The organism is Micromonospora sp. NPDC020750, assembly GCF_044334565.1.
Taxonomy (GTDB): Bacteria; Actinomycetota; Actinomycetes; order Mycobacteriales; family Micromonosporaceae; genus Micromonospora.
In genome coordinates this window covers 200364-223064 of record NZ_JBIRTH010000007.1, presented here as the reverse complement: position 1 = coordinate 223064, position 22701 = coordinate 200364, and the positions used below count along the sequence as shown (strand labels likewise).

Sequence of the window (22701 nt, the reverse complement as noted above, 5' to 3'; positions counted from 1 at the left end):
GTGGCGCGGGACCCCACCGTCGGCACCCGGGGCGGTGACGTGCGGGTCGGCGACGGTGTCGGCCGCGTCCCCGGACGGCCGGCCGACACGCACGGCGACAAGCTCGTCACCGCCGACCGGTTTGCGACCGCTCCTGCCGGGAAGTCGGACGGGATGCGGGCACTCTTGACGAGAATCGAACAGAATCCGGCGCTGGACCGGGTCGGGGACCGGTTGCAGCGCGCCGTCCAGGCCACCATCCGCCCGCAGCGGGTGCGCGACCTGCTGCACGGCGTCTTCCTCGGGCATCCGCTGCACCCGGCGCTGGTGCAGGTGCCGGTGGGCGCCTGGATCAGCGCCGCCGTGCTGGACCTCATGCCCGGTCAGCGTCGGGCGGCCACCACGCTGGTCGGGCTGGGCACGGTCGGCGCCCTCCCGGCGGCGGTCGCGGGGCTGAACGACTGGGCGGCCCTCACCCGGGACCAGCGCCGGGTCGGCCTGGTGCACGCCGCCTCCAACACCGTCGGCCTGGCCCTGTACGCCGGCTCGCTGGCCGCCCGGCTGCGTGGGCGGCACGGGACCGGGCGGGCGCTGGCGTACCTCGGGCTGACCGCGGCGAGCGCGGGGGCCTACCTCGGGGGGCACCTGGCGTACAAGCAGGGGGCCCAGGTCAACCAGAGCGTGTCCGAGCTGAACCGGATCAGTGACGGCTGGCACCCGCTCGCGGACATGGCCATGCTGCCGCAGCGGAAGCTGGTCACCCGCGAGGTGGACGACGTTTCGGTCATCCTCTACCGGCACGGCGACGAGGTCACCGTGATGCTGGAGCACTGCCCGCACCAGGGCGGTCCGCTCGGCGAGGGCGAGGTCACCGAGATCGACGGGCACGCCTGCGTGGTCTGCCCGTGGCACGGCAGCGCCTTCCGGCTCAACGGGGGCGAGGTCATGCACGGGCCGTCCGGGAACGACCAGCAGATCCTGCCGACCCGGGTGGTCGACGGGGTGTTGCAGGCCCGACTGCCCTGAGCTTTCCGCTCCCGCCACCCCGCTCCCGCCACCCCGCTCCCGCCACCCCGCTCCCGCCACCCCGCTCCCGCCACCCCGCTCCCGCCACCCCGCCGGGCCCGCCCTGCGCGCACTTTCACGGAATGTGTGGCATCGGCGCGCGCCATGGCCACACATTCCGTGAAAGTGCGCGCAGGGGAGGCGGGGTGGGGGCGGCCGGCGTCAGTTCCGGCGGTGCCGGCCGGAGACCAGGGCCCGCGCGCCGGCGGCGGCCCGGGCGATGCCCGGCCGGCGGCGCAGCCCGAGGACCGCGCCGATCTGTGCCCCGACGATGCTGGCCACGGCGAGCACCGCCGAGACCGCGAGCGGACGGTTCACCTGGTCCTCCTCGCTCGCCCGGGACGCCCCAGCGGCCATCGCCGGCTGCGGCCCGGAGGGCGGCTGGGCCACCTGCTGGCTGCCGCGGGTCGACTCGGCCGACGGTTGGGTGGCCGACGGCGCGGGCGCCGGGCGGGTGGCCGGCGGCGTCGCCGCCGGGGTCGCCGGAGCTTCGGCAGCCGGCGGGGTGGCCGGGGTCGCCGGCGGGGGAGTGACCGCGCCGCCGGGGGCGGGGGCCGTGGGCCGGACCACCAGCCGGCCGGTGGCGTGCGTACGGGCCCCGGCGTCGCCCGCGCCGTCGGGCAGCCTGATGAGCTGCCCCGGGCGGATCCGGTCGGGGTCGTGCAGCCCGTTCAGCTTCGCCACGTCCCGGTACCGGTCGAAGTCGTCGAGGTAGCGCTCGGCGACCTCGCCCAGGTAATCGCCCTTCGCCACCTGGTACACCGTCGGCTCCACCGGCTCGGGTAGCTGGGCCGCCGTGGTGACCACGACCGGCGGCGCCGTCCGCGCGCCGACCGGAAGTGTCGCGCTGACCGGCCGGGCCATCGGGGCCGCCGCGGCGACGGCCGGCTGCGCCACCGTCGGGTACGGGCCGGCCAGCACCGTCGCCGCGCTGGCCGCCGCCGGGCTCGCCGCGATGATCAGGGCCACCGAGCCGACCAGCGCCGCCGCGGCCCGCTGCTGCCGGCTGATTCCGGGCAGCCGGGGTGCCGGTCGGCGCAGCGACTGCGCGCCCAACTCCACGAGCACCGAGAAGGCGAAGGTGGCCCAGCCGAACCAGCCGACCAGGGCCAGCGCCCGCAGGAACAGTTGGCCGTCGTCCCGGCTGGTCAGCGTGACGCCGATCTCGGCGAGGGTGGGTACCTGGTCGGGGAGCGGGTTGCCGGCGAACGCGATCAGCGCCACCGGCCCCCCGACCAGCACCGCGATCAGCACGACCAGCGCGCCGAACCCGGTGAGGACCTGTCCGGTCCGCCGTGCGGCGGAGCGACCCGGTGCGGCCATGGCGTTCCTTCCCTTCCTACGGGTCCTCGGTGAGGGCCCGCGCGGTGGCCTCACCGGAGACGGTGACGGTGTTGCCGAAGCCGAAGAAGCCGAGCATGTACCGGTCGTAGGTGACCGTGACGTGCACCCGGATGAGGGTCTCCCCGCCGACGACCGGGAACTCGACGGAGGAGGCGGTCACGTCCGCCGCGGCGAGGTAGCTGTTCACCGCAGCCCTGGCGGCCACCTGGTCGATCACCTTGGGCCCGCCCTCGATGGCCTTCGCCCGGTCGATGGCCTGGCCGCCGGTCCGGGCCGCCTCCGCGGCCAGGTTGTCGGCCCGCTGCATGGACCGCAGCTGACCGGCGCCGTCGAAGGCCAGCCCGATGATCGCGAGGACGCCGATCATCCCCGCCGCGAGGAACAGGCTGACCCTGCCGTCGTCGCCGCGGAGCCGGCCGGCGGTCACGACCTGCTCCGGTAGCGGTCCAGCGGTGAGGTGAAGGCGGCCGAGATCGTCCGGTTGGTCGGCATCGCCGGCAGCAGCGACAGGTCGATGTCGGCGAAGGAGACCGTGCAGGCCACCCACACGGTGACGGCGGCGGGCTCGCCGGGATCGCTGGCGAAGGCCTCGTCGAAGCTGACCGCATCGCCGTCGACCGAGCCGCTGAAGGTGAGCGTCGGCTGGCCGGCGCAGTTCGCCCGCTGCCAGTCGAGCTGGTTGCTCGCGGCGGCCAGGGCCTGCTGCCGGGCGGTGGCGGCGTCCCGGGAGATGGAGGCGGCCCGGGCGGCATCGTGCGCCGCCGACTCGATCGCCTCCTGGGCGATCGCCGTACGCCCGGCCACGCCGGCCAGCACGAGCAGCGCGAGGAACGCCGGGGCGAGCACGGCCACCTCGACGGCGACCGAACCGCGTTCGTCCCGCCGTGAGCGGGTGCCCGGCGGGCCACCCTCGTCCCGACCTGGGCGGTGGGCGGCGTCCGGACCGGCGCCGGGGCGGCGTCGGCCGCGGACCGCGTCCCGCGCCTGCCGCAGGAGCCGGGCGGCCCGGAATCGGCGTCGGTCGTCGGCCGGCACGTCACGTCTCCGCACGCCGCTCATCCCGTCGTCCACCGTTCGACCGTGCCGTGGGCGGTCTGCCGCACCGGGAAGCTGACCCAGGGGACTACCGACAGGGCGGTGCCGGTCACCGTGCAGGTCACCTCGGTGGCGGCCGTCACGCAGTCCGGCCCCGGCGAGTCCCAGCCGACCAGCCAGTCACCTGCCGAGGTGAGGAAGTCGGTCGCCTGCTGTTCCCCGGCCCCGTCGGGAGCCTGAAGGACGCGCTGGGCGTTGACCGCGCTCTGCGCGGCGTTCAGCGCGGTGGCCCGGGCGACGAACCAGGCGGCGGCCTGGATCGAGGCGAAGAGCAGTACCAGGATCGCCGGCATCACGACGGCCAGTTCCACCGGGTTGGCGCCCCGCTCGGCCGGGCCGTCGGCGAGTCTCCGCCGGGCCCCGGCCAGCAGCCCCCAGGACGCCTCCCCGGGTGGCCGCCGTACGCTGCCGCGCGCCCACCCGCCCGGTCGCCGCCGTACGCCGTCGCGGGCCCGCCCCGGTGCGCGCAGGCCGGTGGGCCGGTCGGCGGGTGCCGACCGGCTCCGGTCCGCGCGTGCGGGGCGGCCCGTCACGGTTTCGACCCGCCGTCCGGGATGGCGTTCATCCAGCTGTTGGCCTTGGTCAGGGCGAGGGCGGTGACCGCCATGGCGACGGTGACCAGGCCGGCGATGATCACGGCGGTCGGCACCGGGCTGTCGCCGCGCTCGCCGTCGCGGCGCAGCTCGGCCAGCCGCGTCGTCAACGCGATGTGCAGATAGGCGATGAGATGCATGACGTGCTCCTTCGAACTGGGGAGGGGTTTCACAACCGGGCGAGGAACGGGTAGATGGCGAAGCCGAGCAGCACGAAGACCAGCAGTGAGCCGGGGATGTCCAGCCGGCTGGTGACCGCCTCGGCCCGGGCCAGGTTGTCGGTGCGGATCTGGTCGCGCAGCGAGTCGGCCCGGCTGCGCAGCGTCTCGTGCACCTGCGCGCCCTCGCTGCCGGCGGAGCGCATGATCGCCCCGACGTCGCCCAGCTCCGGGATGCCGATCTTCTCGGCCAGCTCGCGCAGCTCGTCCCAGGGCGAGTGCATCTGCATCTGGGCGATCCGCAGCGACTCCCGGATCCGGTCGAAGACCCAGCCGTCGCAGACCGCCGCGGCCCGCTCCAGGGCCTGCACCGGGCCGTGCGCGGCGGAGAGCTGCAACGCCACCAGGTCCAGATAGGTGCAGACCGCCTGGCGGAACTCGTCCCGGGCAGCGTCCGCGCGGGTCAGCACGCTGCGGTGCGCCACCAGGGCGGCGACCAGCGCCATCCCCAGGCTCCCCAGCAGCGGTACGAACACCGGCACGGACACCCCGCCGAGGAAGAGCACCGCACCGGCCAGGGTCGGGGTGACCAGGCCGACCAGCGCGGAGAGCAGCAGGGACAGGGCGTACTGCTCCGGGGTGCGGTCGATCAGGGCGAGCTGCCGGTGCGGCGGACGCAGCCAGCGGGCCAGCCCGCCGACCCAGTCGAGGCGTTGCGCACCGCTCGCGGCGGTCCGGCCGGTGCCCGGCGGCTGGTGCAGCCGGCGCAGCGCGGGGCCGAGCGCCGGTGCGGCCGGCAGCGCCTCCCGGACCACCAGGAAGACCCCGAACCCCACCGCCGCGCCGCCGCAGACGGCCACGGTGAGCTGCCAGTTGAGGATCACCGGTGCCACCTTTCGTTCGCGGCTGCGGGGCTCGCAAGCTCACTCCTCGCGCTCACGGGGTGCCGCCTTTCGTTCGCGACTGCGGGGCTCGCAAGCTCACTCCTCGCGCTCACGGGTGCCGCCTTTCGTTCGCGGCTGCGGGGCTCGCAAGCTCACTCACGCGATCGCCTCCGTCCGGTCGGGGGCGGGCAGGAAGCGGGCCGGCCGGGGCGGCTGGCTCATCGCCCGCACCCAGGCCAGCAGCCCGATGAACGCCCCGCCGAGCACGGCCATCACGAGCTGCCCCACCGGCGTGCCGTACGGGCGGACGTACTCGGTGTTGACCAGGCCGTACGCGAGGGTCAGCAGGGTCATCCCGGTGAGGAACCGGACCGCGAACCGCGGCTGGGTGCGCTTGGCCTCGATCTCCCGGCGGGTGGCCACCTCGGCGCCGGCCGCGCTGGCGATGGAGCCCAGCACGTCGCCGAGCCGCTCCCCCCGGTCGGTCAGGTGCAGGATCAGCGCCGCCACCACCTGGTCGCAGACCGGGTCCCCGATCTCGTCGGCGAACGCGAGCAGGGCCGTGCGGGCCTGCCAGCCGGCCTGGAGCCGGGCGGCGAGCGTCCGTACCTCCTCCGCGATCTCCTCGGGCACGGTGGCGATGGTGCCGAGGATGGCCTGCTGGAGGCCCTGGCCCGTGGACGAGACGTCCTTGAGCCGGCGGGTCCACTCGCCGACCGCCTCGATCCGGGAGATGGCCCGTTGTTCGGCGCGGCCGACCGCGAACAGCCACGGCGCGCCGGGCACCGCCACGGCGACCAGCAGGCCGACCACGGGCAGCCCGGTGAGCAGGAACGCCAGCGCGCCGCCGAGCACCGCGCCGCCGATCAGCACCTGGTGGTTGCGCTGCTCCCGGGCGGTGGTGCCGGAGCCGAGCCAGAGTCGGCGCAGCCCGCCACCCGGGCCCGCGCCCGGAGCCGGGCCGGCGGGCCGGGTGGTGCCGACCAGCGCCACCACCGCCAGCACCAGGCCGGCCACGCATGCCGCGCCGGACACCACGGCGATCAGCTCGATGTTCGGGGTCACCGGGTCACCGGCCTGACGCCGAGCCGGGTGTGCCGGGGACGCTGCCACGCCCCGGCCCCGGCCTCGATCCACCGACCCAGCAGCCGGGCGTCGTAGCCCACCCGCAGGAGCTGGTCGCGGACGCGTTCGGGCAGGTGACGGGGGATGGCCCGGCCGTCCGGCCCCGGACCGAAGACGCTGGTGGTGGTGATCCGGCTGCCCTCGCCGACCCCGATCACCTCCTCCACGTGGGAGACGAAGCGGTACTTGCGGCCACCGATCGCGGTCTCGTCCTCGACGGTGACGTAGACGATCAGGTCGAGGGCGTTGCCGGCCATTCGGCGGGCCTGGTCGACGGTCATCTCCCGGCCGTGCGACAGCGCCAGCTCGACGATCCGCTCGCCCACCCCGCCCGGACTGCGGGCGTGAATGGTGCACATCGATCCGCGGCTGGTGGTCATCGCCTGGAGCATCGGCACGATCTCCCGGGACCGCACCTCGCCGACGATGATCCGCAGCACGCCCATCCGCAGCGACACGGGAATCAGGTCGGCGATGCTCACCTCGCCGGCCGGGCGGCCGTCCAGCCCGCGTTCGCCGTGCCCCTCCCGTGCCTCGAAGCTCATCACCGCCCGGTGCTTGTGCCCCCGGCGGGCGGGAAGCAGCTCCCGGCTCTCCTCCAGCAGCACGTACGGCTCATCGGCCGGGATCTCGTCCATCAGCGCCCGGATGACGGTGGTCTTCCCCGCCCCGGCCAGCCCGGCGACCATGATGTTCAGCCCGGCCCGCATGGACGCCCGCAGGAAGTCGCGCAGCAGCGGGTCGATCATCTCGTCCAGGTCGCCCCGGCTGCCGGCGATGTCGTCGAGGCTCACCTCGAGGGTGTTGTGCTTGCGGATCACCGCGTACGGGCGGTGGCTGACCAGGAACACGGCGGCCAGCCGGCTGCCGTCGGGCAGTTGCAGGTCCAGGGTGGGCTTCGAGGTGGACAGGGACCGCTCGGTCGCCCCGGCCCGGCGGGCCGCCGCCTGCAGGATCTCCACCAGCTCGTCGTCGCTGTCGGCGATCGGGTCGGCCCAGTCGACCCCGCCGCCGTGCCGGGTGATGCGCACCTGGTCGCAGCCGAGGATGTGCACCTCCTCGATGGTGTCGTCGACCAGCAGCGTCTGGAGCCGCCCGAGGCCGACCAGTTCGGCGGTCACCTGGTCGAGCAGCAGCCGCTCCTCCCCGGCGGGCATCGGGGTGCCGGCCCGGCGGACCGCGTCGGCGTACTCGGCGACCACCGCGACGGCAAGGCGGGCCCGCTCGACGTCCTCGGCGTCGGCGTCGAACTCCCGGCCGCGCTGCCACAGCGTGAGCCGTTCGCTCAGCTCCCGGCGCAGCTCCCGGACCACGGCGAAGTCGACCCGGGGCCGGGGCGGCGTCGGCGCGACGGTCGGCGGCGGGGCGGGGCCCACCGGCGGGACCGGTTGCTGGTGCCGCCCGTTCGGGGCCGGCGGCAGCGGCGGGGCGATGGAGGTCGCACCCTGCTGCTGCGGGACCCGGGGGTCGTGCGACACCGGCTCAAACCGCATCCGGCACCCCTTGGGCGGCCGGCCAGGCCAGCCGGGCCCGGCGGCGGTCCAGCAGCGCCCGGATCGGCACCTCCAGGGCTCCGGCCCCGCGCATCAGCGGTCGGCCGGCCCGCACGGTGCCGCCGAGGGTGAGCACCTCCGCGGTACGCGGGTCCTCCGGCAGCCGCGCGATCACCGGCAGCCGCAGCGCCTTGCTGATCTCGCCGCGCCCGTGCCCGTCGCCGATCGGCAGCAGCCGCAGCGTGCCGGGCGGCACCCGGTGCTCGGTGAAGTCCCGCTCGATCGCCCGGATCATGGACCGGGTGGCGGACAGGTCGGGCAGCTTCGCCCGGGTGACCAGGAGGACCACGGCGGCGGCGCGCAGGATCGGCCACGGCGGGCCGGTCACCTGGAGTCGCCCACAGTCGACGAGCACGTCGTACGGGAGCTGGCCGCGTTCCAGGTCGAGGAAGAAGTCGGCGAACCGGTGCCAGAGCGGGGTGACGCTGCCGGCCTGCGCGGGGTCGACGACACCGGGCAGCAGCAGACGCTCCCGGCGGGGCGCGTCGAGGTCGACGAGCTGGGACCAGAACGCGGACTCCAGGCTCCCGTCGCGCAACTCCCCGACGGCCAGCTCGCCGATGCCCCGGGGGCCGTCCAGCACCCCGCCGAGGTAGCCGGCGAGGACCGACCCGCCGGACGGGTCGCACTCGGCGAGCACCAGCCGCCGGTGCCAGGTCAGAGCGCAGGCCAGCGCGGTCGTGGTGACGCCGGGTGAACCCTTCGCCGAGACCAGCGCGATGATCGCCATGCTCAGGCCGCCCCAATCAGCACGACCGCGATCCGGTCCTGGGCGGCCAGCGCCACGATGGCAGGCACGTCCCGGGCGGTGAGCGCCACGTAGACCACGACGCTGCTGCTGCTCGGCGTGGCCGTGTCGATCACGGTGGCCTCGAACCGGGTGCTGCCGGCGCTCTGCCCGTTGGCGTTGCGGTTCGGGGTGCTGACCAGCAGTACCCGGTCGCCGGGGTGCAGCCGCTTCGCCGGCACCCGGCCCGGGGCGAGGTCGAGGGAGATCTGCTGCTGGCCGGGGCCGAGCAGCGGGTCGTCGGTGAGCTGGGCGGGGGTGAGCAGGGTTCCCGGGGCCAGTGCGACGGCCGCCCGCTTGCCGACCACCTCGTTGAGCTGTCCCGCCGGCACCGGCCGCAGCCCTTGCCCGCCGGCCACCTGCACGGTGACCAGGTCGTCGGCGCTGAGCGTCCGGCCCACCTCCACCGGCCGGGCCACCGCGAGGTAGCTGCCGGTCGCCCGGACGGAGGTGACCGCGAACGCCGCGCCGAGGCCGCCGAGGGCGATCAGCAGCACCGCGAGGCCGAGCAGGCCGGGGCGGGCCCGGCGCTGCCGGAGCACCTTGGGCGGGGCGATGGGGGCGTCCACCGGCCCCGTGCCGTTGCGCGTCGCCAGACTCACCGGGTCACCACCTGAAGCTCGTCGATCTCGATCTGGACCGTGCCGCTGGTCCGGGTCTGGGGAATGTCGCCGCTCTGGTTCCCGCCGACCCAGTGCACGGTCCAGAAGGTGGTGGCGTAGACGTCGTATGTGGCGGCCCTGGCGTAGCCGCTGTCGAAACCGCAGTCGGGGGAGCGCCGGCCGGCGCCTGGGCCGCCCACCTGGTACGGGGTGCCGGGGCCCTCGCACTTGACCTTCGTGCTGTTGTCCGCGCTCGTGCCGTCGCCCATGTTCCAGACGATCTCCTTGACGGTCGCGGTGATGCTCACCGTCAGGCCACGGTCGGTCTTCGAGGCCGTCAGCGGACCGAAGTAGTTTTCACCCGGGCTGGCCCACATCCACACCGGCAGGCCGACCAGGCCGGGGCCCTTGCTCTTGCGCGGGGCGACGGACGCCCGGGGCGGGAGCAGCGAGATCGAGGCGAGCGCGCGGCGGGCCAGTTCCTCCGGGTCGGGCGGGGCACCGTAGCCGGGCGGCGGGGCGTCCCGCAGTTCCTCGCGGATGCTGCCGAGGTCCCCGCCGTTGCAGGTGAGCTGGTACCACTGCTTGCCCTCGGGGGTGCCCGGCGGCTGCGGCTGCTTCAGCTTGTAGTAGCAGCCATCGCCGTTGTTGAACCAGCCGAGGATGCTGTCGTAGCAGGGGAGGACCTTGCCGCCCCACTGGCACTTGCCGGCCGGCCCGTCGTTGCCGCCCCCGCCGCCGCCGGGTTTCCCGCCGCCGCCCGGGGTGCCCGGGTCGTCGTCCCAGATATTGCAGTCGTTCTGGCCGACGGGGCACTCCACCCCGCCACCCCGGGCCGCCGCCGCGACGGGGGCGGTGGGCGGGGCCGCCACGACCGCGAGCACGAGGGCCAGGCCGATCCCGGCGAGCAGCCGCCCGGGCCGCGGATCGCGGAGCCGGCGGTGGGCGGGCCGTGGACGTACCGCTGGTGCGTCGCGCCGGCCGGGGGCTGCGGCGGCCCGTCCGCCCCGGGTCAGCACGGCTGGTCCTCGTGGGCGGCACCGGAGCTGATCAGCCAGCGGCCGTCCGCGTACCGGGTGGCCGTCGCGGTGGCCAGGTGCCGCCCGCCGCCCGAGCCGGGCACGACTTTCTTCGTCTTCGTGTAGACCAGCCGGTAGCCGGTGGCGTCCACACAGTCCTGGATTTCCACCGTGGCCGGGACGCCGTCCAGGCTCACGGAGGTGACGGTGGGATCGGAAACGAGCGTTCCGGTACGCATGGCACCGTGCTCCTTCGCGTCGCGAATTGCCAGTCGAACCCGGGTCAGCAATGGATCTGCCAGGAACCTGGTCAGTTCCGGGTGGAACGGATCGCTGCGGCGGTTCGCCGTCCGGGACGCCGCGAGATATCCGGAATATGCGGTGAGCGCCGATTCTCGGGCCGCCCGTTCCTCGGCCGCCGAATGGCTCTGGGTCGTCTTCGGTGCCGCCGACAGGGGCTGCGCCGTGGTCCCGGGTTCCGCGCCGCAGGCGGCGACCGGTCCGATCACCAGGACCGCGACCAGGAAGATCGTCCATCGGTCGGGGTGCTGTGCTCGCAACGCCGCCCCTCCTTGCTGGCGACCCGGCCAGGCGGCACGCCGACCGCTCCCGGGTGTGCGGCAACGCGGCCGGATGATGTCATCTGGATATTGCTGCGTCACCGCGGTATTCGCCTGTGCTGATCTTAGAAAAGCCGTGAATCGATGTCCTCGCGTTGCCTCCGACGCCGCTTGCGGGGTTGCGCCGTACTCAAGGGGCGAGCATAAGCTGACGCCTGCCGATGCAACAGAGGCAATTCATGCGAACACTATGGGTGACGGGTGGGTGGTGGTGGGGGATGGCGCGTGCGGGACCGGACATCGCGGGGTCGGGGTCGCCCTCGGACGGCACCATGACGGCTGTGACATCGGCTGCGGGTGTGGGGTGCGCGGTCCTTTCGGCCGGTCAGCCGGCCCGCTCCGGGAGGGTGGGTCCGAAATGCCCGCAGGTCGGGGTGCCTACCGTGCCCGTCCGGCCGCCCCACCGGCCGCGCGGCCCCGCTCGGCCCTGGCGGGGTGTGGCCGGGTCGGATTCGGCGTCATCCGCTACCCGAGGGCGAGTCGAAGGTGACTCACCGTGTCCTCTCCGACCCGGCCGCCCGGCCGGCCCGGGGGCCGGGCATGCCCGCTGACCCCCCGTCCCGGCCCCTCGCGGCACCCGTCGAACCGGTCGAGCCCGCGTCGGTCGTGCCCGCGTCGGTCGTGCCGGTCCCGCCGCCCGAGCCGGGGGCTCGTGCCGGGTCGCGAGGGCGGCCGTGGGCGCGACTCGCGGCGATCCTGGCCGTCGCCCCGGTGCTCCGCCTCGCAGTCGCCCGGTACGCCGTACCGCCCGGGGCGCCGGACCGGACGGCCTGCCCGACCTGCGGTACGCCGCTCGCGCTCGACCGGCCCTGGCCGGCGCTCGGGCCGGCGGCCCGCTGTCCGGCCTGCCGGTCCCGGGTCGGCGCGCCGCCCGGCACGGTCGAGGTCGCCGTGCTGGCGGCGCTGTCGGTGCTCGTGGCGGCGGGCGGGACGCCGGGCGAGCGGGCAGCCCTGGCCTGGTGGCTCGGCTGGGCGGTGCCGCTGGTCTTCGTCGACGCGGCCGTGCACCGGCTGCCCGACCGGCTCACCTGGCCGGCGGCCCTTGGGGCTCAGGCGCTGCTCGGGGTGGCCGCGCTGGCCGCCGCCGGGCCCGCTCCCTGGCTGCGGGCGGCGGCGGCCGGGGTCGGTTTGGCGCTCTGCTTTGCCGCCACCACCCTGGTGCTCGGGCGGCGCGGCTTCGGCCTCGGCGACGCCAAGCTGGCGCTCGGGGTGGGCGCGCTGCTCGGCTGGCACGGCTGGCCGGTCCTGGTGCTCGGGGTGCTGGTGACGTTCACGCTCTCCGCGCTGACCAGCCTGGCGCTGCTGCTGGCCCGCCGGGTCCGCTGGTCCAGCCACCTGCCCTTCGGTCCGTTCCTGGTGCTCGGAACGGTCGTCACCCTGCTTCTCGTCCGCTGACCGGGGTCCTTCCGTCAGCGGCCCCGGCTGGCGTCGGCCACCGGGCGGTCGGCCCGGCGTTCCCGGCGGCGCAGCACCTCCGCGACCGGCCGGGCCAGCAGCGGGGTGCCGACGGTGGCCACCAGCGCGCCGAGGAGCAGGCCGGCGGCCACGTCGTGCGGGTAGTGCACGCCGACGAAGGCGCGGGAGAACGCGGCCAGCACGGCCAGTGGGACCGCGTACCAGGCGAGTCGGGGGGACAGCAGCAGGATCACGGCGGCCAGCGCGCCCGCGATCGTCGAGTGGTTGCTCGGGAAGGACCAGTCGCCCACGGGTGGGCACTGCCCGGCGACGATCACCAGGTCGGCCGGGGTGCGGCAGGGGCGCTCCTCGTCCACCACCGTCTTGAGTAGCTCGCTGCCGCCGTACGCGAGGACGACCGCGACCGGCGCGGCCACGGCGAGCGCGAGGCTGCGCGGACCGGCACCCAGCCTCGGCAGGGCCGCCGCCACGAACAGGAGCCCGAGCAGGATGATCGACCACTCGGTGAAGTGCGCGGCGAACCACTGCACCGAAGCGGGCGTGCCGTCCGCGAAGTCGACGATGCCGCGGTACCAGTCGACGCTGAACTGGGGAGCATCCGACAAGAAGCCGTCAATCATGCCTCAACCTACCAAGTGTTCATCTTCCGTTCACCTGATCACACGGTAGGCGACCGGGCCGAATCCCCGCACCGGACGAACGTCAGGTGGCAGCCCCGACCAAGGTCGGTGCGGGCCCGGGACAGCTTCACGACTGGCCGGGCACCGGCCGGGGCACGCCGCCCGACATCCGCTCGACGACCTCCTCCAGCGCCTCGAAGGCGTACGCCCAGTTGTGGCACTTGAAGCTGCGCAGCCCGTCGATGGGTGTCCGGCAGTCGGAACAGTGCACGCCGCCGATCGCGTTCGGCACCTCCGTGTTGACGTACCGGCGGTCGCCGAGGATCACCCGGGCGATCATCGCCGGGTCGTGCACGCCGTGCAGCGCCGACGAGACGATGTCGAGCCAGGTCATCCGCCGGCCGCACTTCGGGCAGTCCGGCTCGTCGCCGCTGACCCACAGGGGCGCCCCGATGCTGCGCGCCGGCATCCCGAGCAGCTTCTCGATCCGGCGGACGTCGTGCTCCGGCGTCACCCAGCGGTGCCGGCCGGGCAGCGCGGCCGGTGAGTCGTACACGGCGCGGAACAGCACGGGGTCGACCTCGACGGTCTCTCGCTGACGGGTCATCGCGTACCTCCTCGACCTGGCGGCGCCGACCCTGCCGGCGTCGCAGCCCCACCGTCGCCGCGGACCGACGACGGATACAACCGGATCAACGACACGCGGGGTCGATGGCGGTCGTGCGTGGGTGCTAGACATTCAGGACGCGTACCGAGCTGCCGCAGTGGAGGGACATCGTGACCAGCGACCCGGCGCCGACCCCACCCGGCGCGGAAAAGAGCGACGCCACCAGCGCCGGGACGGCCGGGTCAGGCGTCGAGAGCCGGCCGAACGTCGCCCGGATGTACGACTACTACCTGGGCGGCTGCCACAACTTCGCCGCCGACCGGGCCGCCGCCCGGCAGCTGCTGGAGCTCTTCCCGGACACCGGCGTAGCCGCCCAGACCAACCGTGCGTTCCTGCGTCGCGCCGTCCGGTACGCCGCCGAGCAGGGCGTGCGGCAGTTCCTCGACATCGGTGCGGGGCTGCCCACCCAGGGCAACGTGCACGAGGTCGTGCAGTCCGTGGCCCCCGACTCACGGGTCGTCTACGTCGACTACGACGAGGTCGCCGTCGCGTACGCCCGGCGGCTGCTCGGCGACGCGACCCGCACGGTCGTGGTCCGGGGCGACCTGCGCCGGCCGGACGAGCTGCTGACCCACCCCGACGTGACCGCGTCGATCGACTTCACCCGCCCGGTCGCCGTGCTGCTGGTGGCGGTGCTGCACTTCGTGCCGGACGCCGAGGACCCGTACGCGGCGGTCGCCCGGCTGCGCGACGCCACCGCCCCCGGCAGCCAGCTCCTGCTGTCCCACCTGACGCTCGACGGCGCCCCGCCGCTGCCCGCGCAGCGGGGCCGGGCCGTCTACCAGCAGAGCACCGCCCCGCTGGTGCCCCGCACCCGCGCCGACATCCTCCGGTTCTTCGACGGGTACGACCTGATCGAGCCGGGCCTGGCCTGGCTGGCCGACTGGCGGCCCGACGGCGAGCCGCGGGACGGGGTGTCGCACGGTTTCGGCGGGGTGGGCGTCCGCCGCTGAAGCCGTGCGGCCGGGACGAACGGCACGTCGGCCGGTGCTCCCCGGGCGCGGCGGGTCAGGGCAGGCGGATCGGGGCGGCGGGTCAGGGAGCGGCCGACTGCTGGCCGGCCGAGCCGCGGCGCACCGCCTCGCTGGCCAGCCGCGACCGGCGCCGGTCCTCGTTGGAGGTCAGGTCGAACTTCTCGTACAGCCGGGTCAGGTGCTTCTTCACCGCGCTCTCCGTGACGTGCAGGGCGGTCGCGATCGCGCGCACCGAGGGCGGCTCGGGGAACGGCTGACCGCCGGAGACGTACGGGCGGCAGAGCACCGTGATCACCTCCTGCTCGCGCGGGGTCAGGGCGGGCGGCGCGGGCGGCGCCTCGACGTGCAGGGTCCGGGTGCCGGGGTGCTCCGACGGGGCGTGGAAGAGCAGCCGGGCCGGGCCGACCTCCACCCGGTCCCCGTCCCGCAGGATCTGTGCCTGACGCACCGGGCTGCCGTTGACCGTGGTGCCGTTGGTGCTGCCCAGGTCCCGGATCGACCAGCCGGACGGGTAGCGCTCGACCAGGGCGTGCAGGCGGGACACGAGCCTGCTGTCAATGGGCAACTCGTTGGTCTTCGCCCGCCCGATGGTCAGCGCGTCGGTGGTCAACGGCACCAGCCGGACGCCACCCGCGCCGTACACCTCGAAGTACCCCTCCGCCACCCGCGCCTCCGAACGGTCAGTCGCCGCAGTACGGCTCGGTCGTCGCGCTGGTCGGCACCCCGGTCCGCACGCTCGTCACGGTGGCGGTCGCCGTGGTGCAGCCGCCGTCCACCGGGAGCGGCTCGGTCCACAGCTCGAACGGCTGCCCCGTCGCCCGCTGCCGCACCCCGACCGGCCCGAACGCGTCGAGCGCCCCCGGCGGTCCGGCTGCCCCGGTCCCGGGGCGGACCGTGAGGTCGACGTCCCAGGTGCCGCCGTCGGTCGCCGCGTTGTCCCGGTACTGCTTCCACACCCAGACGTACGCCATGGCGGCCCGGCAGGCAGGCGACCAGTACTGCTTCACCGAGATCGCGCGCAGGCCGCCGGCGTACCCGTACGCCGACGTGCCCACCTGGTAGGCGTCGTCGTAGCAGCGGCCCGGGGGCGCGTCGTCCCGGCTCGCCCGGCGCGGATGGCCGGTCCCGACCACCCGGACGGTCACCGGGTCCGGCGACCCGGCCACGGTCAGCGCCAGCACCGGCCGGCGCGGCCCCGGCGCGCGGGGGGCGAAGACCAGCCGCACCTCGCACGCCCGCCCGGGCGCCAGCGGCCGGGCCGTGCATCCCTCGGCGGTGACCCGGAGGTCCGCGCCGTCCGCCCCGGTCGACGCGACCCCCGTCACCCGCACCGCCCGGTCGCCCGGGTTGCGCACGGTCAGCGTCTGCTCGGCGGAGTCCACGTTGACCTCCTGGTCACCGAGGGTCAGCTCCACCGGCATTTCGATGGGAGCCGGGGTCGGCAGGGCCGCCGACCAGCCGGTGGCCAGCACCGACACCAGCGCGACCAGCAACCCGACGGCACGGGCCAGCGCGCGCCGGGGCACCCCGGGCGGCTGCCGGCCCCGCACGGTGGCGGTGAGGTCCAGGTCGAGAGCCGCCCGGCGGCGCGCGCTGAGCGAGAACCGGGGTCGGGGCGGCACCTGATCGCCATCGGCGGCCGGGGCGTCGTCCGGCCGTGGGTGGGCGGCCCCGTCGTCCCCGCCGCCGGGCATGAGCGGGGTGACCGGCTGGCCGGCGGCGCGCTGTGCCCGCTGGAGGTCCTCGGCGAACGCCACCGCCGTCGGGTGGCGCAGCGCCGGGTCCTTCGCCATCGCCCGCTCCAGCACCACGCACACCGCATCGGGTACGCAGGCCGGCCGCAGGTCGGGCACCGGGTCGACGGCGACCCGCCGGAGCAGCCGCGCCAGCGGCTCCGTCCCGTCCGGCGGCCCCGCGCCCGACGGCGCCTCGGCGAAGGCGGGCGTGCCCCGGATCCAGTGCAGCACCGACGATGCCAGCGCGTACACGTCCGAGGCGACCGAGGCCGGCTCGCCGCGCAGGATCTCCGGCGCGGCGTGCAGCACACTCGTCGTCACCCGGCGTCGTCCGGGGCCGGGCTCCGCCGCCCGGGGCCGGGCCAGCCCGAAGTCGGCCAGCTTCGGCTCGCCGTACCGGGAGATCAGGATGTTCTCCGGCTTCACGTCGCGGTGCAGTACGCCGGCCCGGTGCGCGGTCTCCAGCGCCCCCGCCACCGTGATCCCGCCGGCCACCGCCGCCGGCCATCGCTGCGCCGCCGACTCCGCCTCGGGTGCGCCGCCCGCCTGGGCGGCGGCCAGCCGGTCGGCCAGTGAGCCACCCTCCTCGTACGCCATCAGCAGGTACGGGTTGCCGGCCGCCGTCCGACCGGCCTGGTGCAGGGTGACGATGTGCGGATGGTCGGAGAGCCGCCCCAGCACCCTGAGTTCGCGCTCGAAGCGGGCCCGGGACGGGCCGTGCCAGTCGGCGGCGAGCACCTTGACCGCCACCCAGCGGGAGAAGTCGGGCTGCCAGGCGCGGTAGACCACGCCGAAGCCGCCGCGACCGATCTCGACCGCGTCCGTGCAGCCGGCCACGCCGAGGTCGAGCCCCGGGACTGTGTCGGCCTCCCCGGGGCGGTGGGGTGCCGACTGCTCTGTGTGGACCATGGCGGCCCATTATGACCGAGGGGTGTGCCAGGATCTTCGTCCGCTAGGGACCGGTCACCTGTCGCCAGGCCGTGCCGGGCGACAGGAGGCGGCCATCAGGTGGGGCCCTCCCGATGCCGAGCCCCACCCAACCGCTACGGCAGGTCCTACCGGCAGCTCGTCCGGTACCAGGTGTTGTAGCGGGTGCGGACGCCGTACTCGAAGCCTTCCCCGCAGTTGCCGTACGAGTACATCCCGACCTCTACGGTCTTGCTGGCGTCGGAGTAGTAGATGAAGGTGATGCTCTCGTTGTCGTTGGGGAACGGCAGGGCCATGGCCGGGCTGGCCACGACCGCCGTGGTGCCGGCGACGGTCAGCAGGGTGGCCAGGACGGCGTTCCGCACGAACTTCTTCACTTGAGGGCCTCTCAATCGAGCGGGGTGGATGCTCGAATAATAGTCGTCCATCTATCTTCCGCACAGAGGCTCGAACTTTGCCCCGAGTTCCTGAAAGACCCGCCGACCCGGCAAACTGGGTGGACGGGGCCACCGCGGGTCGGATCGGCATGGCCGGTCTGCCGCCGCGACGTCCCGACGATCATGCAGGAGATCCACGAGGCCGATGGGCCACGGACGGGCAGGAGTGAACCGGCTGGCATGACCGATTTAGACGACGGAGCGCGGCTGGCCGCGTCGATGTCCGGCCGACTCGCCTCCCTGACCTTCGTGGACCGCACCACCGAACAGGTCACCGAACTGCTCATCGACACGATCGCCGAATGGGGCACGGCGCAGGGCTGGCGGGTCTACCGGCGGGCGGCCAGCGTGGTGCCGCTTCCGCCGCCGATGTCCGGACAGCGATCCGTCATCGACATCGCCTGCGCCCGGCCCGCCGCGCCGCCCGTGGTGATCGAGGTCGACCACACCGACCGGCGTCGTACGGTCGAGAAGCTCCTCGCCGAGGCCGACGCCGGGCGGGTGCCGATCTGGGTGCGGTGGGGCGCCCGTGGCTTCGTCACACCACCGGAACCGGTCCGGATGGTCACCGTCCCGGTCACGGCGCGACGCGGCGGGGCAGGCGTGCGGCTGCACTCCCGACAGCCGGCGCGGCAGCTCCCACCGCCGGAGCACCGCGCCGGGCCGGCCGCCGCCGGCCCGCCAGACTCCCTCTTCGACCCCGCCAGGGAGAGTTGAGGCGGCTGCGCGGCACGCGAGGCCACCGGGCGGGTCCCAGTTCAGCTCATGGTTTCGCTCAGTGTGGCTGTGGATTGCTCTGCGGTCGCAGGTCGTGTTCGAGAGTCGCCAGGAAGCTGTCGGCCGCGTCCTGGACGCGGTCTTGGTCACCTGTAGCCAGCAGGTCGAGCAGCAGCCCGCGGATCGTCGCGATCACCAGGGTGGCGGTGCGCGTCGCCGTCGCCGCGTCGGTGTCCGGTCCTTGCGCGTCGACCAGGGCGCTCATCCAGTCGGCCACGACGCGATCGAGGAACTCCGCGAACTGTCGTGGCGCCTGTAAAGCGCGTCCGTAGACCGCGAAGAACAGTCGGAACTCCGCCCACTGGCGCGGGTCGGAGGTGCGGGTCCAGACCGCACGGGCGGCCGCGGCCAGGTCGGGCTGGTCGCCGACCGCATCGCTCGTGGCTGCGAAAGCGCGCTCCCGCAACCGTCCGAGTATGGCCTCGAGCATCTGTTCCTTGGTGCCGAAGTGATGCACCAGTGTTGTGGTTGACACCCCGAGGGCGCGGGCCACCGGTCGCCACGACAGCTCGGCGAACCCGTGCTGTATCGCGTAGTCGACCGCGGCGTCGAGCAGGTCGGCCCGCCGCTGGTGATTGACCGGCCGTCCCGTCATCGCTGCCTCGTGATCCCTCTCGCATTGCGGTTCCTAGAACGATCGTACTACGGTTGTTTCTTGTACGACCGTTCTAAAAACTGGGAGGTCCTCATGCGTGTGTTCGTTACCGGAGCGTCAGGCTGGGTCGGTCGAGGGCTCGTCCCCGAGCTGATCGCCGCCGGCCACAAGGTCACCGGGCTGGCCCGCTCGGATGCGGCGGCCCAATCCCTTCGGGCGATGGGGGCCGAGGTCCGCCCGGGATCGCTCGACGATCTCGACGCCCTGCGCGACGCGGCCGCCTCCTCCGACGGCGTCGTCCACCTCGCGTTCAACCACGACATGTTCTTTGCCGGCGACCTCGCCGGTGCCACCGACGCCGATCGCGCGGCGATCGATGCCTTCGGCGAAGCCCTCGCCGGCACCGGCAAGCCGTTCGTCATGGCCTCCGGCATGCTCGGGGTGCTCGGGCTGCCGTCCGGCGTCGTCGCCACCGAACGCGACGGGCTGGCCTCGGACACCGGCAGCACGGGCCCGATCAGCGGTGCCGGCGGACGGATGGCGAACGCCCGCCAAGCTCTCGCGCTCGCCGGCCACGGGGTCCGCTCCTCGATCGTGCGGCTCCCACCCGCCACGCACGGCAAGGGCGACAACGGCTTCACCACCACCGCGATCGGCTTCGCCCGCCAGAAGGGCGCCGCTGCGTACGTCGGCGACGGCAGCAACCGCTGGCCCGCCGTCCACCGCGATGACGCCGCGCGACTGTTCCGCCTCGCGGTCGAGTCCGCGCCGGCCGGCTCCGTGCTCCACGCGGTCGGCGACGAGGGCGTGCCGATCCGGGCGGTCGCCGACATTTTCGCCGCCCATCTGCACCTTCCCGCAGTCTCCGTCAGCCCCGAGGAAGCTGGCGACTACGTCGGCTGGCTCGGCGATCTCTGGGCAATCGACGGGCCTGCCTCGGCACAGAGCACTCGTGACCTTCTCGGATGGCAACCTGCTGGCCCCGGGCTGATCGCCGACCTCCAGCAGGGCCACTACTTCTCCTGAGTGCGGGCCCGCCCATCGAAGCAGGCGGCGGCGGTTGTGGATCTGCGCCAGGGAGCGGAACGGCGCGGTCATGTTCAGGTCACCCCAAGGGTGGCGGCGAGCTGGTGGGCCCGGTCGGGTCTGCCCTACCCCGCCAACCCGGACAGCCCTACCGGAAACCGGGGTGTGAGCTAGATCGATCCGCGAAGGGCCGGTCCATAGCGTTGAGGCATGACCACGTCGACCGCTCTCCCGCCGCCGTTACCCCGGCAAGACCCGTACGCCCGACCGCGCCACCAGCGGCCCGGCAACCTTGCCGCGCGGATCGCGGGCTGGAGCGCCCGGCACCGCACCATCGCCATCGCCGGCTGGCTGCTGTTCGTGGTCGTGGCGACCGCGCTCAGCGCCGTGTTCGGCACCGTGCAGGCCGCCGACAGCTCGTACGGCCACGGCGAATCCGGCCGGGCCACCGAACTGATCGCCGCCGCAGGCTTCCCCGACCGGGCCGGCGAAATGGTGCTGATCCACAGCGACGACCAGCTCGCCGAATCGCCCACGTTCACCAAGGCCGTCACGGCCACCGTCAGCGCGGTCGAGGGCACCGGCCTGGTGGAGAACGTGCACGCCGACGCGATCTCGGCTGACCGGCACTCGGCCCTGGTCACGTTCGACCTGTCCGGGCCGGCGGACACCGCCGTCGACCGGGTCGACGCCGTACGCGACGCCGTCGCGCGCGTGCAACGGGAGTTTCCGGACCTGCTGGTGGCCCAGACCGGGGACGCCAGCCTGGACCAGTCGCTCAGCGAGATCCTCGCCGGTGACATGCACCGGCTGTCGCTGCTCTCCATCCCGGTCACGCTCGGCATCCTGATCGTGGCGTTCGGCGCGCTGCTGGCCGCCGTACTCCCGATGGGCCTGGCCCTGACCGCGTTCCTGGCCGCCCTCGGCCTGCTCGCCGCCGCCAGCCGGCTGGTGCCCACGGTCGACACCACGATGCACCTGATGCTGCTGATGGGCCTCGCCGTCGGCGTCGACTACTGCCTGTTCTACCTGCGCCGGGAACGGGAGGAACGGGCCCGCGGCGCCGACCCGGAACGGGCCCTGGCGATCGCGGCGGCGACCTCCGGCCGGGCCGTGCTGATTTCCGCGCTGACCGTCATCACCGCCACCTCGGGCATGTTCCTCACCCGCGACACCGTCTTCGCGAGCCTCGCCACCGGCACCATCCTGGTGGTCGCGATCGCCGCCCTCGGCTCGCTCACCGTGCTGCCGGCCGTGCTGTCCAAGATCGGCGACCGGATCGACCTCGGCCGGGTGCCCGGGCTGTACCGGCGCGAGGCGGACGGCCGGGGCTGGGCCAGGTTCCTCAATCTGGTGCTGCGCCGGCCGGGACTGTCCGCGATCCTGGCCACCGTCGCGCTGGTGGCGCTCGCCATGCCGGCGCTCGGCATGCGCACCGCTGAGGAGGACATCACCACGCTGCAGGCCTCCGCCCCGGCGCTGGACACGTTCGTCAAGGTCGGGGCGGCCTTCCCCGGCGGCGGCGACCCGGCCGTACTCGCCGTCCGGGCCGACGACGTCACCACCCCGGCGCTCACCGCCGCCATCGGCCGGTTCCGGTCCGAGGCACTGGCCGCCGGGGCGCTGCACGAGCCGGTGACGGTCGAGATCAACCCCGACCGGACGCTCGCCGTGGTCAGCGCCGGACTGTCCGGAACCGGCATCGACACCGTCTCCGAGCAGGCCGTACGCGCCCTGCGCGAAGACGTCATCCCGCGTACGGTCAACGGCGTCGACGGGGCAGAGGCGCTGCTCACCGGACAGGCCGCCGCCTCGGTCGACTACAACGACGCGATGGGGCGCAGCGCCCCACTGGTGTTCGGATTCGTGCTCGGCCTGGCGTTCCTGCTGCTGCTCGTCTCGTTCCGGTCACTGGTGGTGGCCCTGACCGCGATAGTGCTCAACCTGCTCTCCGTCGCCGCCGCGTACGGGCTGCTGGTGCTGGTCTTCCAGCACGGCTGGGGCGAGAGTGTGCTCAACTTCGAGTCCGCCGGCGCGGTCACCAACTGGGTGCCGCTGTTCCTCTTCGTGATCCTGTTCGGGCTCTCGATGGACTACCACGTCTTCGTGCTCAGCCGGATCCGCGAGGGCTACGACCGGGGCTGGCCGAACAAGCTCGCGGTGTCCCGGGGCATCCGCGGCACCGCAGGCACCATCACCAGCGCCGCTCTGGTCATGGTCGCGGTGTTCGGGCTGTTCACCACCGGCTCGCTGGTGTCGATGAAGGAACTCGGCTTCGGCCTGGCCGTCGCGGTTCTGATCGACGCCACCATCGTCCGGGCCGTGCTGTTGCCCTCGGTGATGGTCCTGCTGGGGGAACGGAACTGGTACCTGCCGGGCTGGCTGGCCTGGCTGCCCACCCTCTCCCATGGCGAGGCGCACGACGACGTCGATCGGGTACGGCAACCGGTCGAGGTCTGAAACGACGGCGCAACGGGGCGAACGCCGTACGGGGCCGAGGGACCCGTACGGCGTCGGCGTCGGCGGATGTCGCTGAGGGTGGCGCACCTCGCGGACGAGAGGCCGCTCGTGCCACAGCCGGGTCCAGCGGCGTGGGGGGGGGGGGGGGGGGGGGGGGGGGGGGGAGAGGGGCGCCCCGGGGGCCCCCCGCGGGGGGATATATTTAAAAAATTTTATAAAAAAAAAACACACCCCCGAGTAAA

Annotated in this window: 24 protein-coding genes; 6 read left to right on the top strand and 18 right to left on the bottom strand. The window is 74.2% G+C overall.

The genetic code is table 11. The features are described from left to right. Window positions 1–153 precede the first annotated feature (153 nt). Window positions 154–1005 (top strand): DUF2231 domain-containing protein, encoded by an 852-nt coding sequence (locus ACH4T9_RS22415; RefSeq protein ID WP_396671658.1) that lies wholly within the window; start codon window positions 154–156, stop codon window positions 1003–1005. Window positions 1006–1206: 201 nt separating this feature from the next. On the opposite strand, the gene ACH4T9_RS22410 is transcribed toward ACH4T9_RS22415, so the two are convergent. The 12 genes from ACH4T9_RS22410 to ACH4T9_RS22355 form a co-directional block, all read right to left on the bottom strand. Then, window positions 1207–2367 (bottom strand): LysM peptidoglycan-binding domain-containing protein, encoded by a 1161-nt coding sequence (locus ACH4T9_RS22410; protein ID WP_396671657.1) that lies wholly within the window; start codon window positions 2365–2367, stop codon window positions 1207–1209. 16 nt (window positions 2368–2383) lie between these two features. Continuing rightward, a complete protein-coding gene (locus ACH4T9_RS22405; RefSeq protein ID WP_396671656.1) occupies window positions 2384–2815 on the bottom strand; it encodes a hypothetical protein in 432 nt (143 codons plus the stop codon). Continuing rightward, complete coding sequence (locus ACH4T9_RS22400) at window positions 2812–3381, bottom strand: TadE/TadG family type IV pilus assembly protein (protein ID WP_396672055.1); 570 nt, start codon at window positions 3379–3381, stop codon at window positions 2812–2814. Before ACH4T9_RS22400 ends, ACH4T9_RS22405 begins: the two co-directional genes overlap by 4 nt. Before the next feature lie 62 nt (window positions 3382–3443). Then, a complete protein-coding gene (locus ACH4T9_RS22395; RefSeq protein WP_396672054.1) occupies window positions 3444–3854 on the bottom strand; it encodes a TadE/TadG family type IV pilus assembly protein in 411 nt (136 codons plus the stop codon). A gap of 158 nt (window positions 3855–4012) precedes the next feature. Next, the gene (locus tag ACH4T9_RS22390) at window positions 4013–4216 is read right to left on the bottom strand and encodes a hypothetical protein (RefSeq protein ID WP_396671655.1); all 204 of its coding nucleotides are present in this window, start codon (window positions 4214–4216) and stop codon (window positions 4013–4015) included. A gap of 29 nt (window positions 4217–4245) precedes the next feature. Then, window positions 4246–5115: a type II secretion system F family protein gene (locus ACH4T9_RS22385; protein WP_396672053.1), complete on the bottom strand. Its 870-nt coding sequence runs from the start codon at window positions 5113–5115 to the stop codon at window positions 4246–4248. 159 nt (window positions 5116–5274) lie between these two features. After that, window positions 5275–6231, bottom strand: a complete 957-nt coding sequence (locus ACH4T9_RS22380) for a type II secretion system F family protein (protein ID WP_396671654.1) — start codon at window positions 6229–6231, stop codon at window positions 5275–5277. After that, window positions 6180–7736 carry a CpaF family protein gene (locus tag ACH4T9_RS22375; protein WP_396671653.1) on the bottom strand — a complete coding sequence of 519 codons (1557 nt, stop codon included), beginning with the start codon at window positions 7734–7736 and terminating at the stop codon, window positions 6180–6182. Before ACH4T9_RS22375 ends, ACH4T9_RS22380 begins: the two co-directional genes overlap by 52 nt. Further along, window positions 7726–8526: a ParA family protein gene (locus ACH4T9_RS22370; RefSeq protein WP_396671652.1), complete on the bottom strand. Its 801-nt coding sequence runs from the start codon at window positions 8524–8526 to the stop codon at window positions 7726–7728. The genes ACH4T9_RS22375 and ACH4T9_RS22370 overlap by 11 nt, the downstream gene beginning before the upstream one ends. Before the next feature lie 2 nt (window positions 8527–8528). After that, complete coding sequence (locus ACH4T9_RS22365; RefSeq protein WP_396671651.1) at window positions 8529–9185, bottom strand: SAF domain-containing protein; 657 nt, start codon at window positions 9183–9185, stop codon at window positions 8529–8531. After that, a complete protein-coding gene (locus ACH4T9_RS22360) occupies window positions 9182–10096 on the bottom strand; it encodes a hypothetical protein (protein WP_396672052.1) in 915 nt (304 codons plus the stop codon). Before ACH4T9_RS22360 ends, ACH4T9_RS22365 begins: the two co-directional genes overlap by 4 nt. 101 nt (window positions 10097–10197) lie before the next feature. Next, a complete protein-coding gene (locus ACH4T9_RS22355; RefSeq protein WP_396672051.1) occupies window positions 10198–10659 on the bottom strand; it encodes a hypothetical protein in 462 nt (153 codons plus the stop codon). 651 nt (window positions 10660–11310) lie between these two features. Here ACH4T9_RS22355 and ACH4T9_RS22350 point away from each other — a divergent pair. Beyond that, window positions 11311–12219, top strand: coding sequence for a prepilin peptidase (locus ACH4T9_RS22350; protein WP_396671650.1), 909 nt, complete (start codon window positions 11311–11313; stop codon window positions 12217–12219). Window positions 12220–12233: 14 nt separating this feature from the next. Here the strand turns inward: ACH4T9_RS22350 and ACH4T9_RS22345 are convergent, their stop codons facing one another. Continuing rightward, window positions 12234–12860 (bottom strand): phosphatase PAP2 family protein, encoded by a 627-nt coding sequence (locus tag ACH4T9_RS22345; protein ID WP_396671649.1) that lies wholly within the window; start codon window positions 12858–12860, stop codon window positions 12234–12236. Window positions 12861–12987: 127 nt separating this feature from the next. Beyond that, the gene (locus tag ACH4T9_RS22340) at window positions 12988–13467 is read right to left on the bottom strand and encodes a hypothetical protein (protein WP_396671648.1); all 480 of its coding nucleotides are present in this window, start codon (window positions 13465–13467) and stop codon (window positions 12988–12990) included. A gap of 170 nt (window positions 13468–13637) precedes the next feature. Between ACH4T9_RS22340 and ACH4T9_RS22335 the strand changes: the two genes are divergently transcribed. Then, the gene (locus ACH4T9_RS22335) at window positions 13638–14480 is read left to right on the top strand and encodes an SAM-dependent methyltransferase (RefSeq protein ID WP_396671647.1); all 843 of its coding nucleotides are present in this window, start codon (window positions 13638–13640) and stop codon (window positions 14478–14480) included. An 82-nt stretch (window positions 14481–14562) separates the two neighbouring features. On the opposite strand, the gene ACH4T9_RS22330 is transcribed toward ACH4T9_RS22335, so the two are convergent. The 3 genes from ACH4T9_RS22330 to ACH4T9_RS22320 all read right to left on the bottom strand — a co-directional run bounded on the left by ACH4T9_RS22330 (window position 14563) and on the right by ACH4T9_RS22320 (window position 17529). Next, on the bottom strand, window positions 14563–15165 hold the full coding sequence (locus ACH4T9_RS22330) for an FHA domain-containing protein (protein WP_396671646.1): 603 nt from the start codon (window positions 15163–15165) through the stop codon (window positions 14563–14565). A 16-nt stretch (window positions 15166–15181) separates the two neighbouring features. Then, entirely contained in the window at window positions 15182–17146 is a 1965-nt protein-coding gene (locus tag ACH4T9_RS22325) for a protein kinase (RefSeq protein WP_396671645.1), read from the bottom strand. Window positions 17147–17292: 146 nt separating this feature from the next. Beyond that, on the bottom strand, window positions 17293–17529 hold the full coding sequence (locus tag ACH4T9_RS22320; protein WP_396686855.1) for a hypothetical protein: 237 nt from the start codon (window positions 17527–17529) through the stop codon (window positions 17293–17295). A gap of 252 nt (window positions 17530–17781) precedes the next feature. Between ACH4T9_RS22320 and ACH4T9_RS22315 the strand changes: the two genes are divergently transcribed. Next, window positions 17782–18318 (top strand): hypothetical protein, encoded by a 537-nt coding sequence (locus ACH4T9_RS22315; protein ID WP_396671643.1) that lies wholly within the window; start codon window positions 17782–17784, stop codon window positions 18316–18318. 58 nt (window positions 18319–18376) lie between these two features. Here ACH4T9_RS22315 and ACH4T9_RS22310 read toward each other — a convergent pair whose 3' ends face one another. Beyond that, window positions 18377–18973 (bottom strand): TetR/AcrR family transcriptional regulator, encoded by a 597-nt coding sequence (locus ACH4T9_RS22310; protein ID WP_396671642.1) that lies wholly within the window; start codon window positions 18971–18973, stop codon window positions 18377–18379. Between the two features lie 9 nt (window positions 18974–18982). On the opposite strand from ACH4T9_RS22310, the gene ACH4T9_RS22305 reads away from it, so the two are divergent. Both ACH4T9_RS22305 and ACH4T9_RS22300 read left to right on the top strand, forming a co-directional pair. After that, the gene (locus ACH4T9_RS22305; RefSeq protein WP_396671641.1) at window positions 18983–19999 is read left to right on the top strand and encodes an SDR family oxidoreductase; all 1017 of its coding nucleotides are present in this window, start codon (window positions 18983–18985) and stop codon (window positions 19997–19999) included. A 210-nt stretch (window positions 20000–20209) separates the two neighbouring features. Then, window positions 20210–22459, top strand: coding sequence for an MMPL family transporter (locus tag ACH4T9_RS22300; protein WP_396671640.1), 2250 nt, complete (start codon window positions 20210–20212; stop codon window positions 22457–22459). The last annotated feature ends 242 nt before the right edge of the window (window positions 22460–22701 follow it).

Coding starts and splice junctions, on each gene's coding strand:
- ACH4T9_RS22325 (WP_396671645.1), bottom strand. CDS start 17,146: ATGGTCCACACAGAGCAGTCGGCACCCCACCGCCCCGGGGAGGCCGAC.
- ACH4T9_RS22390 (WP_396671655.1), bottom strand. CDS start 4,216: ATGCATCTCATCGCCTATCTGCACATCGCGTTGACGACGCGGCTGGCC.
- ACH4T9_RS22370 (WP_396671652.1), bottom strand. CDS start 8,526: ATGGCGATCATCGCGCTGGTCTCGGCGAAGGGTTCACCCGGCGTCACC.
- ACH4T9_RS22415 (WP_396671658.1), top strand. CDS start 154: ATGCGGGCACTCTTGACGAGAATCGAACAGAATCCGGCGCTGGACCGG.
- ACH4T9_RS22340 (WP_396671648.1), bottom strand. CDS start 13,467: ATGACCCGTCAGCGAGAGACCGTCGAGGTCGACCCCGTGCTGTTCCGC.
- ACH4T9_RS22375 (WP_396671653.1), bottom strand. CDS start 7,736: ATGCGGTTTGAGCCGGTGTCGCACGACCCCCGGGTCCCGCAGCAGCAG.
- ACH4T9_RS22315 (WP_396671643.1), top strand. CDS start 17,782: ATGACCGATTTAGACGACGGAGCGCGGCTGGCCGCGTCGATGTCCGGC.
- ACH4T9_RS22310 (WP_396671642.1), bottom strand. CDS start 18,973: ATGACGGGACGGCCGGTCAATCACCAGCGGCGGGCCGACCTGCTCGAC.
- ACH4T9_RS22345 (WP_396671649.1), bottom strand. CDS start 12,860: ATGATTGACGGCTTCTTGTCGGATGCTCCCCAGTTCAGCGTCGACTGG.
- ACH4T9_RS22300 (WP_396671640.1), top strand. CDS start 20,210: ATGACCACGTCGACCGCTCTCCCGCCGCCGTTACCCCGGCAAGACCCG.
- ACH4T9_RS22410 (WP_396671657.1), bottom strand. CDS start 2,367: ATGGCCGCACCGGGTCGCTCCGCCGCACGGCGGACCGGACAGGTCCTC.